Origin of the sequence: Caldanaerobacter subterraneus (assembly GCF_004345675.1) — a bacterium.
Lineage (GTDB): Bacteria > Bacillota > Thermoanaerobacteria > Thermoanaerobacterales > Thermoanaerobacteraceae > Thermoanaerobacter > Thermoanaerobacter subterraneus.
Genome location: NZ_SLWU01000012.1, coordinates 46,931 through 63,749 on the forward strand (window position 1 = coordinate 46,931; position 16,819 = coordinate 63,749).

Annotated in this window: 19 protein-coding genes; 17 read left to right on the forward strand and 2 right to left on the reverse strand. The window is 37.8% G+C overall.

Features of this window, described 5'->3' with window-relative positions; genetic code table 11:
* Positions 1–44: 44 nt before the first annotated feature.
* Together EV203_RS07005 and cphA are read left to right on the forward strand one after the other, a co-directional pair.
* On the forward strand, positions 45–878 hold the full coding sequence (locus tag EV203_RS07005; RefSeq protein WP_132039769.1) for a cyanophycinase: 834 nt from the start codon (positions 45–47) through the stop codon (positions 876–878).
* Complete coding sequence (gene cphA / locus EV203_RS07010; RefSeq protein WP_132039771.1) at positions 875–3,514, forward strand: cyanophycin synthetase; 2,640 nt, start codon at positions 875–877, stop codon at positions 3,512–3,514. The genes EV203_RS07005 and cphA overlap by 4 nt, the downstream gene beginning before the upstream one ends.
* On the opposite strand, the gene yyaC is transcribed toward cphA, so the two are convergent.
* A complete protein-coding gene (gene yyaC / locus EV203_RS07015; RefSeq protein WP_011026753.1) occupies positions 3,511–4,071 on the reverse strand; it encodes a spore protease YyaC in 561 nt (186 codons plus the stop codon). The genes cphA and yyaC overlap by 4 nt on opposite strands.
* A gap of 151 nt (positions 4,072–4,222) precedes the next feature.
* On the opposite strand from yyaC, the gene mscS reads away from it, so the two are divergent.
* From mscS to hcp, 12 genes are all read left to right on the forward strand, one after another.
* Positions 4,223–5,071 carry a small-conductance mechanosensitive channel MscS gene (gene mscS / locus EV203_RS07020; RefSeq protein WP_011026752.1) on the forward strand — a complete coding sequence of 283 codons (849 nt, stop codon included), beginning with the start codon at positions 4,223–4,225 and terminating at the stop codon, positions 5,069–5,071.
* A gap of 10 nt (positions 5,072–5,081) precedes the next feature.
* On the forward strand, positions 5,082–5,288 hold the full coding sequence (locus tag EV203_RS07025) for a DUF951 domain-containing protein (protein ID WP_031314159.1): 207 nt from the start codon (positions 5,082–5,084) through the stop codon (positions 5,286–5,288).
* A 74-nt stretch (positions 5,289–5,362) separates the two neighbouring features.
* Positions 5,363–5,650 (forward strand): 30S ribosomal protein S6, encoded by a 288-nt coding sequence (gene rpsF / locus EV203_RS07030; RefSeq protein WP_011026750.1) that lies wholly within the window; start codon positions 5,363–5,365, stop codon positions 5,648–5,650.
* 30 nt (positions 5,651–5,680) lie between these two features.
* A complete protein-coding gene (locus EV203_RS07035; protein WP_011026749.1) occupies positions 5,681–6,133 on the forward strand; it encodes a single-stranded DNA-binding protein in 453 nt (150 codons plus the stop codon).
* Between the two features lie 21 nt (positions 6,134–6,154).
* Positions 6,155–6,424, forward strand: coding sequence for a 30S ribosomal protein S18 (gene rpsR / locus EV203_RS07040; protein ID WP_011026748.1), 270 nt, complete (start codon positions 6,155–6,157; stop codon positions 6,422–6,424).
* Between the two features lie 59 nt (positions 6,425–6,483).
* Positions 6,484–6,792, forward strand: coding sequence for a MazG-like family protein (locus EV203_RS07045; protein WP_132039773.1), 309 nt, complete (start codon positions 6,484–6,486; stop codon positions 6,790–6,792).
* Between the two features lie 4 nt (positions 6,793–6,796).
* Positions 6,797–7,705 (forward strand): YybS family protein, encoded by a 909-nt coding sequence (locus EV203_RS07050; protein ID WP_011026746.1) that lies wholly within the window; start codon positions 6,797–6,799, stop codon positions 7,703–7,705.
* Positions 7,706–7,717: 12 nt separating this feature from the next.
* Complete coding sequence (locus EV203_RS07055; RefSeq protein WP_011026745.1) at positions 7,718–9,685, forward strand: DHH family phosphoesterase; 1,968 nt, start codon at positions 7,718–7,720, stop codon at positions 9,683–9,685.
* On the forward strand, positions 9,682–10,125 hold the full coding sequence (gene rplI / locus EV203_RS07060; RefSeq protein ID WP_011026744.1) for a 50S ribosomal protein L9: 444 nt from the start codon (positions 9,682–9,684) through the stop codon (positions 10,123–10,125). The genes EV203_RS07055 and rplI overlap by 4 nt, the downstream gene beginning before the upstream one ends.
* A gap of 19 nt (positions 10,126–10,144) precedes the next feature.
* Positions 10,145–11,479: a replicative DNA helicase gene (gene dnaB / locus EV203_RS07065; RefSeq protein ID WP_011026743.1), complete on the forward strand. Its 1,335-nt coding sequence runs from the start codon at positions 10,145–10,147 to the stop codon at positions 11,477–11,479.
* A gap of 3 nt (positions 11,480–11,482) precedes the next feature.
* Entirely contained in the window at positions 11,483–12,172 is a 690-nt protein-coding gene (locus EV203_RS07070) for a Crp/Fnr family transcriptional regulator (protein WP_009611311.1), read from the forward strand.
* 115 nt (positions 12,173–12,287) lie between these two features.
* Positions 12,288–13,937, forward strand: coding sequence for a hydroxylamine reductase (gene hcp / locus EV203_RS07075; protein ID WP_132039775.1), 1,650 nt, complete (start codon positions 12,288–12,290; stop codon positions 13,935–13,937).
* A gap of 485 nt (positions 13,938–14,422) precedes the next feature.
* Here hcp and EV203_RS07080 read toward each other — a convergent pair whose 3' ends face one another.
* Entirely contained in the window at positions 14,423–15,388 is a 966-nt protein-coding gene (locus EV203_RS07080) for a helix-turn-helix domain-containing protein (protein ID WP_132039777.1), read from the reverse strand.
* Positions 15,389–15,510: 122 nt separating this feature from the next.
* On the opposite strand from EV203_RS07080, the gene EV203_RS14085 reads away from it, so the two are divergent.
* The 3 genes from EV203_RS14085 (at position 15,511) to EV203_RS07085 (ending at position 16,801) form a co-directional block, all read left to right on the forward strand.
* Positions 15,511–15,639, forward strand: a complete 129-nt coding sequence (locus EV203_RS14085; RefSeq protein ID WP_279432255.1) for a hypothetical protein — start codon at positions 15,511–15,513, stop codon at positions 15,637–15,639.
* A gap of 374 nt (positions 15,640–16,013) precedes the next feature.
* A complete protein-coding gene (locus tag EV203_RS14090) occupies positions 16,014–16,148 on the forward strand; it encodes a hypothetical protein (protein ID WP_269078361.1) in 135 nt (44 codons plus the stop codon).
* Between the two features lie 128 nt (positions 16,149–16,276).
* Positions 16,277–16,801 (forward strand): hypothetical protein, encoded by a 525-nt coding sequence (locus EV203_RS07085; protein ID WP_236727743.1) that lies wholly within the window; start codon positions 16,277–16,279, stop codon positions 16,799–16,801.
* The last annotated feature ends 18 nt before the right edge of the window (positions 16,802–16,819 follow it).

Below are 16,819 nucleotides of genomic sequence, written 5' to 3' on the forward strand. Positions count from 1 at the left end.
TCTCAGGAATAATAAATTATGAAACCTGAGAGTTTAATTATTTTTTGGAGGAAGAGAAGGTGAAAGAAGGAGTAGGAAAGCTTGTCATAATAGGAGGAGCAGAAGATAAAGAGGACAGATGTGAAATTTTGAGGGAGGTTGTAAGTTTAGCAGGCGGAGAAAAAAGCAAGATAGTTGTGATGACTACAGCGACGGAAAAGGCCGAGGAAGTAGGAGAAATGTACGAGACAATTTTTAAAAGATTGGGGGCAAAAGAGGTCCGGATAGTCAATATAAATTCCAGGCAAAAAGAAGAAATAGAAAATGCCAAAGGCTTATTGAGAAACTGCGACTGCGTGTTTTTTACAGGAGGAGACCAGTTGAGGATAACAAGCATTTTAGGAGGAAGTGGCATAGATGATATGCTAAGGGACATGCACGAAAAGGGGGTTTTGATAGTCGGGACGAGTGCAGGAGCATCTGTGATGTCTCAGACGATGATTGTAGAGGGGAATGACGATGATTCCCCTAGGAAATGCACTATAAAGATGGCACCAGGGCTGGGATTGTTAAAGAATGTAATAATAGACCAGCATTTTGCTCAAAGGGGTCGCATAGGGAGGCTTCTTGCTGCAATAGCACAGAATCCGAGCAATTTGGGCATAGGAATTGATGAGGATACGGCGATAGTGGTGGAGGAAAATCGCTTTAAAGTGATTGGCAATAATGCTGTAACAGTAGTGGACGGGAGGTGGCTTACTCATTCAAATGTCTCTGAATCGAAGCCCGATGAGATTTTGGCTCTGACAAATGTGCTCATTCACATCTTGCCGTCAGGTTATCAATTTGACTTAAAAAGGTGGCGGTCTGAACCTGCGATTGAGGAGGATAAAATATGAAAATAAAGGAAATAAGGGTGTACAGGGGAAGGAATGTATACAGCCACAGACCCGTGATAAAAATGACAGTAGACATAGAAGGGGAGGAAATCCCTACAAAAGATATACCCGGATTCAATGAAACTCTCCTTAATCTTCTTCCCGGATTAAAAAAACATACCTGCTCTTACGGCTATGAAGGCGGCTTTGCAAAAAGGCTGGAAGAGGGCACATACCTTCCCCATGTGACAGAACACATAATTTTAGAACTTCAAAACGTGCTGGGATATGACGTTAAGTTTGGAAGAGCGCGGAATGTTGAAGGAAGCCTGTATAATGTTATATTTGAATATAGCTTAGAAGAATGCGGAATAAGGGCAGCAAAGTTAGCTGTTGATTTAGTAAATAAGCTTATAAGAGGCGAGAAAATAGATTTGGAGGAAAAGTTGGAGAAAATTAGCAATATAATTGCAGAAGTAGAGCTGGGGCCTAGCACAATGGCCATAAAAATGGAAGCACTAAAAAGGGGGATACCGGTTACAAGAGTTGGAAATGGGAGCATACTGAGATTAGGATATGGCAAATATCAGAAAATGATTGAAGGGACTATTTCTCAGAATACGAGCTGTATCGCTGTTGACATCGCCTCAGACAAAATCCTGACCAAGAAAATACTTAAAGACCACGGCCTTCCAGTTCCAGAAGGAGATGTAGCTTACAATGAAGAAGAAGCTATTTCAATTGCAGAAGAGCTGGGCTATCCCGTTGTCATAAAGCCCTACAATGGGAATCAGGGGAAAGGAGTTCACCTCAATATCTCAAACAGAGAAGAAGTGGTGATAGCCTATAGAAATGCCAAAAATTACAGTGACCTTGTGATGGTGGAAAAGCAAATTAGAGGAAGACATTACAGAGTGCTGGTAGTGGGCGAGAAAGTCGTGGCTGTTGCGGAGAGAATTCCTGCCCACGTTATAGGGGACGGAGTTCACACAGTGAAAGAGCTTATTGAGATAGAGAATAAAAATCCTTTAAGAGGAAATGGCCATGAAAAACCCCTCACCAAAATAACAGTAGATGCTGTGTCAAAAATGGTGCTTCAGAAACAAGGGCTTACCCTTGATGATGTGCCAAGGAAAGGTAGAAAGGTTTTCTTAAGGGAAAGTGCTAACTTGAGCACTGGAGGAATTGCCATAGACAGAACTGACGAAATACACCCTCACAACATAGAAATTGCAGTAAGAGCAGCAAAAGCTATAGGACTTGACATAGCAGGAATAGACATTACTATGGAAGATATAAGAAAACCTCTATCTGCAACCAATGGGGCTATAATAGAAATAAATGCATCGCCTGGCATAAGAATGCACCATTATCCTAGCAAGGGCAAGCCCAGAAATGTTGCAAAAGCCATTGTTGACATGCTGTTTCCTAAAGGAAGCAAAGCTACAATTCCAATTGTGTCTATAACAGGCACTAACGGAAAGACGACAGTGACCAGAATGGTGGCCCATATCCTAAAAACCTATGGATATACAGTGGGAATGACTACAACAGATGGCATATACATTGACGATAAATGCATATACAAGGGAGATAATACAGGCCCCAAAAGCGCTAGAACTTGCCTTGCAGATAAAAACATAGATGCGGCAGTTTTAGAGACAGCAAGAGGAGGCATTTTAAGAGAAGGATTGGGATATGACCTGGCAGACGTGGGAGTTATAACAAATATTTCAGAAGACCACTTAGGGATAGATGGTATAAATACACTGGAAGATCTGGCCTTTGTAAAGGCTCTTGTGGTAGAAGCAGTAAAGGACGATGGCTATAGCGTTTTGAATGCGGATGACCCGATGACCCCTTATCTTGCAAAAAAAGCTAAAGGGAAAATAATATACTTCTCTATGTATGACAACAACTTAACTGTAAAAAGACATATTGAAAATGGCGGGATAGCTGTGTATGTAAAAGAAGGAGTTATTGTTATTGCCAATGGGCAGATAGTTCCTGTGGTAAGAATTGAAGAAATTCCCGCTACATTAGGAGGGAAAGTTTTACACAATATTGAAAATTCTCTTGCTGCAATTGCCGCTTCTTATGGAGTAAAGGTGCCAATCAACATAATAGCAAAAGGGATAAAGACGTTTTATCCTGACACCACCCACAATCCAGGAAGATTCAACCTATTCAACATTGGCAGTTTCCGAGTGTTGGTGGACTATGGCCACAATGTAGAAGGAATTAAAAAAGTCATAGAAGCAGCAAGAAAACTCGATGCAAATAGACTAATAGGTGTTATAGGGGTTCCCGGTGACAGAATGGATTCCAGCATATTTAAAGTAGGAGAGGTGTGTGGAGGAGGATTTGACTTCATCTATATAAAAGAGGATGAGGATTTAAGAGGCAGAAAACAGGGAGAGGTGGCAAAAATTTTAGAAGAAGGCGCTATAAAAGGGGGAATGGATAAAAAGAATATAAAAATCATCCTGAAAGAGACAGAAGCTTTAAAAGCGGCTATGCACAGTGCAGAGGCTGGAGATTTAATTGTGGTGTTTTATGAGAAATATGAGCCTCTGGTGAAGGTTATAGAAGAATTTGTAAAAAACAGGCAGATTAAAAACATGGAAGATGAAAACAAAGTAAGGGCCTATTCCTAAGCCCTTACTTTGCTTTTCTCGCTTATTTCTGTTATGGTTCTAAAAACACCTGCTGCAATTATGTCTGCCATCTTCATTACAGTTCTAAGCCTGGTGTTTTGCAAAACCATGTACTCCATGAAACCGGATATATTTACTATACCTGTGACAAACATATCTCCCACAGGGGGGAGCTCTTTTGACACTCCTGCCCCTGGCTTTATGGGGCCTTTTCCAATGGAAATGTGGCCTACGTGTTTTAATGAGCCAAGAGAAGCATCAATAGCTATTGTAAAGGGCATATAAAAAGTATTTCTTATCTCTTTTAAAACATCAATTATGTTCTTCGCATGAAGGGGATCTTCCAAAGTTCCGAAGACATGAGCTTTATTTCTCAAAAGCGGCTTTAGCTTATGGCCTGTGAGGGGCCCCAAGCTATCTCCTGTAGACCTGTCTGTTCCTATGCAAAGGAGTATTATTTCTCTATAAGGTTCTTTATAGAGGTTTTTGAAGTAAAATTGAAATGTTCTGTAAAAATTTTCAAAGGCGTTTTTATCTTCTATATTTATGAACTCCATTTAATACCCCTTTCTCTGCAGTAGTCTTAAATATATTTTTGTCAAATGTGTAAATTTACATACACTCAATTTAATCTAAAAGCAGCGGTTGAAAAAAAGAGTAGATTCGTGTAATATAAAGATAAAACAGAAAAACAAGGTGATGGAGAAAATGTGGGCAGATATATACCACAAGCTAGTAGAAATTTATGACATAAAAGCAGTAAAATTTTTATTAGATGTGCTAAAAATACTCATCATTGCCTTCATTGGCATTAAGTTTGCTGATTTTCTAATATATAGGTTTTATAAGTTGTACAGTAAATCCAAAATTCAATTGCCTCAGAGGAAAATAGACACTCTGACATCTCTTACAAAAAATGCTGTCAGGTATATAATCTATTTTCTCGCCGGAGCTTCTATTCTCAAACTTTTCAACATAGATATGACCTCTTTACTGGCTGTTGCAGGTATCGGAAGCCTTGCCATAGGATTTGGAGCGCAGAATCTGGTGAAAGACATGATTTCAGGCTTTTTTATAATCTTTGAAGACCAGTTTTCTGTTGGGGATTATGTTACCATCAATGGGATTTCCGGTACAGTGGAGGAGATTGGTTTAAGAGTTACAAAAATTCGTGGCTTTTCTGATGGCCTTCACATAATACCGAACGGAGAAATAAAGATGGTAACTAATCTCACAAAAGACAGCATGATGGCAGTGGTCAATATAGCATTTCCGATAGATGAGGACGTAGACAAGATAATAGAAGGGCTTCAAGAGATATGCGAGGAAGTAAAGAAGTCGAGGGACGACTTAATAGAGGGCCCGACAGTATTAGGGATAACAGATATGCAGGATTCAAAGCTTGTCATAATGGTTTACGCAAAGACCCAGCCTATGCAAAAATGGGCGGTGGAAAGAGACATCCGCTACAGAGTTAAAAAGATGTTTGACCAGAAGAACATATCTTTCCCCTACCCGCGCACAACCGTCATTCTTTCAGAAAAGAAAACTAATTGAGGTGATGGCTTTGCCTAAAGACTTGCACGTTGGTGATATAGTGAAGCTTAAAAAGAAACACCCTTGTGGGTCTGACGAGTGGGAAATTTTGAGGGTTGGCATGGATATACGGATAAAATGCTTGAAATGTGGCAGGATGGTGTTAATGCCGAGGGCTAAGTTTGAAAAGAGCATCAAAAAAATTTTAAAAACAGTTGAAAATCCATCGGGACAATGATAGAATAGGAATGTAAATTGCCGCCTTGCCCTATTTTGCAAATAGGGCCGCTTAGTCCAGAAGGAGGTGAAAAGATGAGGTCATACGAGACTATGTATGTACTCTCTCCAGATTTGAATGAGGAAGAAAGAAAGGGCTTGATTGAGAGGTTCAAAAACCTCATAGTAGAAAGAGGCGGGGAAATTACCAATTTTGATGAATGGGGTAAAAGAAAACTGGCTTACCCTATTCAAAAGAAGTCAGAGGGTTATTATGTTTTAATGAATTTCAATAGTAGCCCAGATGTTTCACGCGAATTGGAGAGAGTATATAGGATTACTGATGGAGTCTTGCGCTACCTTATAATAAGGACAGACGATTAATTTTTATTAATATAAAAAGGTGGGTTAAAAATGTTAAATAAAGTAATTCTGATAGGCCGCTTGACAAAAGACCCTGTCATGAGGTATACCTCTGACATGGTTCCTGTTACTACCTTTACACTGGCGGTTAACAGGAACTATGTGAGCCAGAGCGGGGAAAGGCCTACAGATTTTATACCCATCGTCACGTGGAGAAAGCTGGCGGAAATCTGTGCTAACAATCTAAAAAAAGGGAGACTAGTAGCGGTTACAGGGAGTATACAGACAAGGACATGGGATGACAGCAGTGGTAACCGCCATTGGGTCACTGAAGTGGTAGCAGATGATGTGAGATTCTTAGAGCCTAAATCTGGCTTTGGTAGTGGCAGCGCTCCAGAAGAGGAGAAAGAATTGGATGAAGATTTTGATAAGCTATTCGAAGACATCCCCGACGATTTTGATGGGTTTACGCCTATAGAGAGCGAAGATGACTTGCCTTTTTAAAGGAAGAAAGGAGGTTTGAAAGTGACGACGGCAAATACCAATGAAACTGCGGCAGCTGCAGCTGCTAAAAATAGAAGAAACAAAAAGAAAAAGAGAGTATGCGCCTTTTGCGCAGATAACATAGATAGAATTGACTACAAAGACGTAGCAAGACTTCGCAAATATATCACAGAAAGAGGCAAAATTTTGCCGAGGAGAATAACAGGAAATTGCGCAAGACATCAGAGGCAGCTCACTAAAGCGATCAAAAGAGCAAGGCAAATTGCACTGCTACCATATACAGTAGAATAATGGTATAATTATAAGAGGGCTATGCCCTCTTTTAGTTTACTAAAAAGGGCGGAGGAAAGATGAAAAGCGATTTGGAAATTGCTAAAAATATAAGGGAGATAGAGAACTTAAAAGTAGAAATTTTGGGGAAAATCTATAATCTGCTAAAGTCTTTTATTGATGCAGAAGAAGGAGATGCCCTTTTAGACGGGATTGTAGATATTTTAATTTACACTTATCTTTTGGGGGATAAAATAGGTTACAGGTTTGAAGAGATAGATGAGGCATTTACAAAAAAATTGAAATCTTTAATTGTTGATAAAAACTTTGATGTAGAATATAATTTTTCTGAGCTCTTGAAGTATGTTAAAAGTCGAAAGCGGGAGTGATTTAATGGATACTAGAAAACTCACAAATGCGGCAATGATGGCGGCTTTGGCAGTAGTATTGAGCCTTTTAGGGGCATACTTTCCACCACTTTTTTTGCTCTTTTTCCTGATTCCGGCCCCCATTGCTATAGCCTGTATTCGCGGTTCTGAATCTTACGCTATTGCCGCTTCTTTTATAGTCTTTACAGCAGATGTCATTTTTATAGACTTGGGGACTGCTTTTACTGCTCTTTTTTTCGCGCTACAGGGATTTCTAATGGGCTACCTCATCTCTAAAAAGAGAAAAGCTAGTGAGGTGCTTCTTGATGTCACTGCCCTTTCAATTGTTGGCATGGTCGGGATATTTTATTTACTCAAACTGGCATTTAATGTAGACATAATGGCGCACTTTTTTAAAGCCATCGATGCCGCAGTTGCGAATATATCATCATCTTACAAGGGTCATCCTAATTTTTCCATGATACAGTCTAACCTGCTTTCTATAAAGCAGATGCTGGAGATGACAATACCTGCTTCTTTAATAATTGCTGTTTTGCTCATGGTTTGGCTAAACTATTTATTAGTTTACAGGATATTGAAAACGCAGCACTTTAATATAGAGCCATTGCCTCCTTTTGATGAGTGGAAAATGCCTTATATCACTGGCTGGATTTTTATCGTAGCCTTGCTGTATCAGTATTTTACAAAAGAACCTAATTTGATAATTACCAATATAGTAGTTCTTTTATCTTTTGGCTTTACTGTAGGGGGACTGGCGTTAATAAAATTTTATCTCACCCGAAAATTAAACATGAACTCGTGGGGAGCGAACTTGTTGCTGGTGTTTTTGCTCTTTTTCCCTTTGACCTCCTGGCTTTTGGCGGTTGTGGGGATAGCTGATACGAGCCTTGACCTTAGGAAATATTTAAGGTAAAGAGGTGTCTTTGTGGATAAAAAATTTTATAGGATAATATCTTCCATAAACATCTTAAACCTCTTGCTATCTGCTTTCTTAATAGGGTTTTTATTTTATTACAACAAAATAATCGCTTCTATTTCTTTTATCATCCTTTTATACATACTTTTGGCAGAATACTATGGGGTAAAGAGGAAAAAGATAGAGCTTGACAGGTACATAGAGGATATATTTTTCAGTGTGGACAAGGCTTCAAAAACTGTCTTGGCAAAGATTCCGCTTCCTGCTGTTATTTTAAATGACAGAGGAGAAATTATATGGTATAACACCCATTATTCTCAAACCTTTAATGAAAATGAAGAGATAAAAAAGCTCATAAAAAAGTATGTCACAGCAAAAACAGAAGAATTAAAAGGGCAGATAGAATTCAATGGCAGATACTATTCTGTCTTGAAAATAGAATCCTCTTTCAAGAAAAAAAGAGAGGGAGATACAAGTGCTACCTTGCTCTTTTTTGACGATACAGACTATGTACAATTGAAAAAGAGCTTGGCAACTTCAAGGCCTGTTGTAGCTCATATAATGATTGACAATTACGAAGAAGCATTGATGAGCGTGGAAGATGTAAAAAGAGCCGTCATCTCTTCTGAAATAGAGAAAAAACTCTCAGAATGGGCTTCTTCTATAAAAGCCTTTTTGAAAAAATATGATGACGACAAATACTTTGCAATTTTTAAAGAAGGAGAATTAAAAAAACTGGAAGAAAATAGATTTGACATATTAGACAAAATAAGAGAAACTGGAGAGGAAATGAGAGTCCTTCTCACCTTGAGCATAGGCGTAGGGGCAGAAGCTGACGATTTTCTCACTTTAAACGAGTACGCTTCTTCTGCTTTAGACCTTGCGCTGGGGAGGGGAGGAGACCAGGCTGTTGTAAAAAGAGGAGACAAAATATCTTTTTACGGCGGAAGGACACAGGCTGTAGAAAAAAGGACAAGAGTAAAAGCAAGAGTTATAGCCCACGCCTTAAGAGAACTTATTAAAGAATCTTCTACCATTTTTATAATGGGGCACAATTTTATGGACTTTGACTCTTTAGGTGCGGCTATTGGGATGTACAGAGCTTGTGCGGATTTGGGTAAAAAAGCTTATATAATCCTGGACAAATCCAATGTGGCTATAGATGAGCTTGTGAAGAAAATAAAGGCAACAGATGGGTATCAAGACCTGTTTATAAAAAGTTCAGAAGTGAAAAACATGATAGATGAAAACAGCTTATTAATAGTGGTGGATACACACAGGCCAAGTTATCTCAGCTACCCCGAAATTGTAGAATTGATTGATAGAATTGTTGTAATTGACCACCACAGAAGAGGTAAAGAATTCATTGACAAAGCTGTGTTAGTCTACTTAGAGCCATATGCTTCTTCTGCCAGTGAGCTTGTGACTGAAATACTCCAGTATATTGTAGAAAAAGTCGATTTAAAACCGATTGAGGCAGAAGCTCTTCTTGCTGGAATAGCTGTTGACACTAAAAACTTCACTTTTAGAACAGGTTCCAGGACTTTTGAAGCGGCTTCTTTCCTGAGAAAAAAAGGAGCAGATACAACTTCTGTGAAACAGCTTTTCCAGAACGATTTGGCTTCCTACATCATAAAAGCGACTATAGTAAAAAATGCAGAAATACTTGACAATGGCATTGCAATAGCTATAAGCCCTCCTGCTGCCAACAATTTAATAATCGCACAGGCGGCTGATGAACTTTTGACAATAAAAGGAGTAAAAGCTTCTTTTGTCCTTCTGCAGAGGGAAGAGGATGTCGCCATAAGCGGCCGTTCCATGGGAGATGTAAATGTACAAATAATACTAGAAAAATTGGGTGGAGGAGGACATTTGACTGTCGCCGGTGCACAGGTTAAAAAGCCTATGGAGGAAGTGTTAAATGAATTGAAACAGGCTATAAAAGAATACTTTGAAGAGGAAGGTGAAGATAGATGAAAGTTATATTGGTAAAAGATGTAAAAAATGTGGGTAAGGCAGGAGAGGTTGTAAATGTAAGCGACGGATATGGAAGGAATTATCTGATTCCTAAGGGACTTGCAATTGAAGCTACAGAGTCAAATTTAAAAATGTTAAATGAAAAGAAAAAGGCAGAAGAGAGAAAGAGGCAGCAGGAATTAGAGCAGGCAAAGGAACTGGCTCAAAAACTTTCTAAAGTGGGAGTGACATTGAAAGTAAAAGCAGGAGAAAATGGCAAACTCTTTGGTTCTGTTACTTCAAAAGATGTAGAAGAAGCCTTAAAAGAAAAGGGATTTGAAATTGACAAAAAGAAAATAGTCCTTCCTGAAAATATAAAGACAACTGGCACTTACTATGCCGAGATAAAATTGTATCAGGGAGTTACAGCAAAAGTGCAGGTGGATGTGGTAGCCGAGTGAAAAGTGAGGGGGAATATGAATGGACAGGACGCGCATCCCTCCCCAAAACATAGAGGCAGAACAATCGGTTTTAGGTTCAATGCTCTTGTCCAGAGAAGCCATAATAGAAGTGTCTGAGATATTAAGAGCAGAGGATTTTTATAAAGAATCCCACAAGAAACTTTTTGACGTAATAATGGAAATGTTTGAAAAGGACATACCAGTCGACCTTGTTACAGTAGTGGATGAGCTAAGGAAAAGGGACATGCTGGAAGTAGTGGGCGGAATAGAATACCTTGCAAGCCTCACTTCCAGCGTAATTACCACAGCCAATGTCTCCTATTACGCTAAACTTATAAAAGAAAAAGCTACTTTAAGGCGGCTTATTGAGGCATCTTCAGAGATTATGGAACTAAGCTATCAGGAAGACGACGTGGAAACTGTTTTAGATATTGCCGAACAGAAAATATTCGACATAGCCCAGGGAAGGAATACCACTACTTTTTCTTCAATGAAAGACATTTTAATGGATACTTTTTATAAAATTGAAGAGCTTTATAAAAACAAAGGAAAGCTTACAGGTATACCTTCGGGTTTTCCAGATTTAGATGCCAAGACAGCGGGATTTCAGCCTTCTGACTTTATATTAATCGCTGCAAGGCCTTCAATGGGCAAGACTTCATTTGCGCTAAACATTGCACAAAATGCCGCACTTTTAACAGGGCTTCCTGTTGCTATATTTAGTTTAGAGATGTCAAAAGAACAGCTTGTCACAAGGCTTATATGCTCAACGGCCAATATTGACAGCCAGAAACTCAGGACCGGAAATTTAGATGAAGAGGACTGGATGAAATTAGCAGCTGCCATGACTCCTCTTTCAAAGGCTCCTATCTACATTGACGATACTCCCGGTGTAACTGTAATGGACATAAGAGCAAAAGCAAGGAGATTAAAGCTTGAAAAGGGCTTAGGGTTGGTGATGATAGATTACCTTCAGCTTATGCAGGGAAGAGGAAGAGCAGAAAACAGACAGCAAGAAATTTCAGAAATATCAAGGTCATTAAAAAGCCTGGCAAGAGAATTAAACGTCCCAGTAATCACCTTATCCCAGCTTTCACGCGCACCTGAGACCAGGTCAGACCACAGGCCTGTTTTAAGCGATTTAAGAGAATCAGGAGCAATAGAGCAGGATGCTGACATTGTCATGTTTTTGTATAGAGATGATTACTATCATAAAGACTCTGAAAAGAAAAACATAGCAGAAGTGATAATTGCAAAACACAGAAACGGACCTACAGGAGTGGTAGAGCTTTTGTGGCTCGCTCAGTATACAAAATTTGTAAGTTTAGATAAGTACAGGACAGAAGAAGGATAAAGGGTGGTAAAGCCCGTGAAAGAACTTGAATATTTAAGAAAAATCCCTTACTTCAGTGAGCTAGAAGATGAAAAGCTCGAGAAACTACACAACATTGCAACATTAAAACCTGTCAAAAAGGGATGCATTATCTTCACAGAAGGTCAAAAAGGAGAAGCTATATATTTTGTGAAGACAGGAAAAATAAAAATCTCCAAAATCTCTTCTGTCGGGAAAGAATATACTATAAAGATAATGGAAGAAGGGGATGTCTTCGGAGAATCTACCTTATTTATAGGAGGCGAATATCCGGCTACTGCTGAAGCAATAGAGGATAGCGAAATTTTGGAACTAAGAAATAAAGACATAGAAGACCTAATTTTAAAAGATACCCAAATAGCCCTTAGCATAATAAAGATATTGGCAAAAAGGTTGAAATACATAGCTGTTGTGATAGAAAACCTAGCTTTAAGAGACTCTGTAGGAAGAACAGCTTCTATTTTACTTACTTTTGCGAGAGAAAGGGGCATATCCACAAAAGAAGGAATTTTGGTAGAAATAGACCTAAAAAGACAGGAACTGGCCAATTTAGCCGGAACTTCTCGAGAAAATATCACAAGGATTTTAAGTCAAATGGATAGAGATGGAATAATAAAGCTTGGCAAAGACAAAATATTGATAAAAGATTTAGAAGAACTCAGAAAAATGCTCTGATTTTGTCCCAAAGTTATTTGGGACTTTTTTATTTTATGTGATTTTTGTCACAGATTTTTCTCTTAATATACCCTATCATTTACTATGTAAAAACAAATTTAAGGAGGTAGTGGGCATGAAGATGTTTTGTTATCAATGTCAGGAGGCATTGAAGAATACAGGATGTACGACAATTGGTGTGTGCGGCAAAACAGCCGATGTAGCAAACCTTCAGGATTTGCTAATTTTTACCCTGAAGGGCATATCTTTTTTAAACTTAAAGGCAAGAGAAGTCGGTGTAAATAAAGAAAAAACAGATCGCTTCCTAATTGAAGGCTTATTTTCTACAATTACAAATGTGAATTTTGACAGGAACTTCTTCTTAAGAAAAATAAAAGAAGCAGTGGCATTGAGGGATGAAATCAAAGAAGACCTTAGAAATAAAGGTGTAAGAGTAGACGAATATGAAAATATAGATGCCATTTCATGGACTTATGGCACGGATGCCGATATAGAAGCAATTTCTCAGGAAGTAGGAGTTTTATCTACAGAAGATGAAGACATAAGGTCTTTAAGGGAGTTAATAACTTATGGTGTAAAGGGTATGGCAGCTTATGCATATCATGCATATCAACTGGGGTATAAAGATGACAATATATTTAAGTTTATGGAGAAAGCTTTGGCTAAGGTTTTAGATGACAGTTTGACAGTGGATGACTATGTGGCTTTGGCAATGGAGACAGGGAAATACGGCGTAGATACAATGGCACTTCTTGACAAAGCCAATACTTCTACCTACGGTCATCCTGAGATAACAAAAGTCAATATTGGAGTGAGAAATAATCCAGGAATATTGGTAAGCGGTCACGATTTAAAGGACTTAGAACAGCTTCTTGAGCAAACTGCTGGCACAGGTGTAGATGTATATACTCATGGAGAGATGTTACCAGCTCACTATTATCCTGCTTTTAAGAAATATCCTCACTTTGTAGGCAATTATGGCAATGCATGGTGGCAGCAGGACAAGGAATTCGAACTATTTAACGGACCAATTTTAATGACTACAAACTGCCTCATTCCGCCTAAAGACTCTTATAAAGACAGAGTCTACACTACAGGCGTCGTAGGCTTTGAAGGGGTAAAATACATTCCTGAAGGACCAGATGGTAAGAAAGATTTCTCAGAGATAATTGAGCATGCCAAAAGATGCAAACCTCCTGTAGAGATTGAAAGAGGAGAAATAATAGGAGGCTTTGCTCACAACCAGGTTTTACAGTTAGCGGATAAGATTGTAGAAGCAGTAAAGACAGGAGCAATAAAGAGATTCTTTGTAATGGCAGGCTGCGACGGAAGAATGAAAAGTAGAACCTATTATACAGAATTTGCCAAAGTTCTTCCAAAAGACACAGTGATTCTAACCGCAGGATGTGCAAAATACAGATACAACAAGCTAAATCTTGGAGACATAGATGGCATTCCAAGAGTATTAGATGCCGGACAGTGCAACGACTCTTATTCCCTTGCTGTAATAGCAATGAAGCTTAAAGAAATATTCGGATTAAACGACATAAACGAACTTCCTATATCATATAACATTGCATGGTATGAACAAAAAGCTGTAATAGTACTTCTGGCACTACTTTACCTTGGAGTAAAAAATATTCACTTAGGCCCAACACTTCCTGCTTTCCTATCACCAAATGTGACAAAAGTATTAGTTGAGAAATTTGGTATTGGTGGCATAACAAACGTAGAAGATGACTTAAAAATGTTCTTAGGAGCGTAATCAAACACCGGAGACAGTTCAGTGGTGTGAAAAAATTCTCCAGCAAACCTTAGGGATAGTTCTATTTGTTTGAAAACAAAAAGCTCTCCATTTTCTGGAGAGCTTCAGTTTGTTGACAAAGTCTTTCTTAATCTAAGTGGCATTTTGTGTTAATGCTCCGGAGTTGCAAAGCGACTAAACTAAAGCTCACTTGAGGGCTCAGGCGGGGTACCGGCCAATTCGCCCTTTGGGCTCAGGTGGCCGCTCGCTTCGCTCGCCCCGCCTTCGCTCCTCAAGTTCGCCAAGTTTAGTTATCGCTTTGGCAACAAGTCGCATTTACACACAAAATGCCACTTTTCTATTTTGTCAACAGTCAAAAGCTCTCCATTTTCTGGAGAGCTTTTTGTTTTGTCCTTTGATAGAAAACACTGTCTCATCAATGGATGTGACAGAATAATTGGAAATTTTGGGTGTCAAATATAAAAATGAGAGAGAAAAATTTCGTTTTATTCATGACTTTTTATTATAAGCATATTGTTTTCCTTAGAAATTTCCAAATTATAAAACTTCCTGCAGGACTCCATAATCGTCTTTATAAGTTTTTCCTGACCAGTTATTTCGAGTAAATGTATGGATTTAGATAAAGAGTCTTTGTATTCTTCTCTGCCAAGATTGTACTCTGCAATTGCTTTTCTAAAATACAGAAGTCCCAGACCACTTAAGATATTATTTTTTACACAGGTTTCTATTCCAAGATTTGCATAATGTAAAGATTCTTCAGCAAGAGAAAGAATGTGATAAGTATATGATATATTGTAATACAACCTTATTCTCGTTTCCCATTCTTCAGAAGAAAGATTATGTAAGCAGAATAAGAGGACTTCAAGGCTTTTTTCTGCACCTTCTATTTTTCTGAGGAGCAAAGCCATGTTCATTAGAATTCGAATTTCCATGTCACTGTAAACAAAATCCGCATAATTAGAAAGAGAGAAATTTGGGATAGTGATTTCCATCGCTTTTTGAAGCTTTTCCATAGCTTTTTCATAATTTTCATTGATTGTTTTTTCAAAGACAGACTCAGCAGTTAGTAAAAGTTGATTTAATAACTTAGAGTAATATAGGCTCATATCACCTTTTTCAAGCAATTTCTTTAACCTATCAATATCATCTCTCAAACTTTCAAAATCTCCGCTTTCAAGTTTCTTTTCGAGAGAGGATTTTATGTCAAAGAAAGTAGAATAATCTTTTAATCTGTATTTTAGGAGCAATTCATTTAAATCTTTTTTATAGAGATGGGACAAAAGATCTAAAGTTTCCTGTTTGGGTATGACTTTACCGTTTTCAATTTTTCTAAGTGTATCCCTGCTGATGAAAGCTTGTTCAGCAACATCGCTTTGGGAAAGTCCCAGAGATTTGCGAATATTTTTAAGTTCTTCACCAAATGCTTCTAAATCATAATAGAAACCATCCATTTTTTAACACCTCATGCCGATTCAAATCGGCTTGAAAATATCCTGGTTATTATCTATTATATAGTTAAAAGGAGAAAATGTAAAGGGCAGGTGAAGATGGAATGAATAAGAAACTAATAATTATGTTCTTTGTTGTAAACATTTTATTTACATCTTGCTTTTTTAGTCCATTAGGAGAAGGGAAAGTAGTTCCACTGTGGGAAGAAGATGCAATAGAACTACATTCCTATAATTCCATTGAGATGAAGTAATGAATGAATCAATTTAAAGTATATCAAACGCCGAGACGTCTCCTTTTGTCCGATTCAAATATTATGCACTTTTCTTGAAAGCACAATCTTTATGCCTATTACCAATCTCTTTTTACTGATAAAATACCAATCTTCCATCCTTGTCTAGCGAATAAGTCCACCTGTTCGACTTTTGGGGTTGTGAATAAGATGCTGCTTACTCATATTGCAACACTCCAAACCTTCTTAACAAAGACGGTTTCATTCCTCCAGGTGTCTACTTTATAGAAACCATTCATTTTTTAACATTTCATGCCGATTCAAATCGGCTTGAACTTTTTTGTTTTGCCATATATTATATAGTTAAGGGAAAGATATGTAAAGGGAAAATATAAATGAAAAAGAAATCAATGAATATTTTCCTAGTATTTGTTATTTCAATATCTTTACTATATTTGAGCTCAGATGCAATTAAACCATGGGGGGAAGAAAATTTAATAAGATGGTATTTTGTAATGCTTGGAAGGTGATGCTGCTATATGAAAAATTTAAATTATTCTTGTGAGGTGGTGATAATAAAAAGATGTTAATTCAGTAAAAAATAAGCTTTTAAAACTTAATTAAGGTAAATTTAAACATGGAATTGGGAGGGATTAAAATGAAAAAATTACTGTTTGTTTTTCTGTTAATATTAGTATTGTCAGTTTCCTTAGTAAATATAGGCTTTGCTGCTTCTACTCAAAACTATATACGTCATTATGCGTGGTCGAGCGATTGGGGAACTAAGATTTTTGCTTTTTATGTAAGCTATAGTGCATCTAATTACACTAGTTACCCCTTAAAGTATATTAGTGATCACTACGTTGCTGCTTTTAATCCATTACCCAATAGTCCTGAAATAGGTAATGGTAATTGCTATTTAATAGGTGTTGATGTGGTAGATGCTAGTTCTGGAACTTTACTTGGCTCCTTAGATTCTTCGCAATTCATAAACAATCCAAATGGTTCAATTTGGAATCCAGGTACGCTAATATATTTCGATTTATATAGTCCATATAGAATTAGTTATTATTCCACATCACCTAAGACAGTGAATGCTATAGCAAAGACACTTTTTCAATTAGATCCAAGTTGGATACCCAACAATTGGACTGACTATACAACTTTAACATTTAATTTTTGATTTAAGGAGGTAGATTGA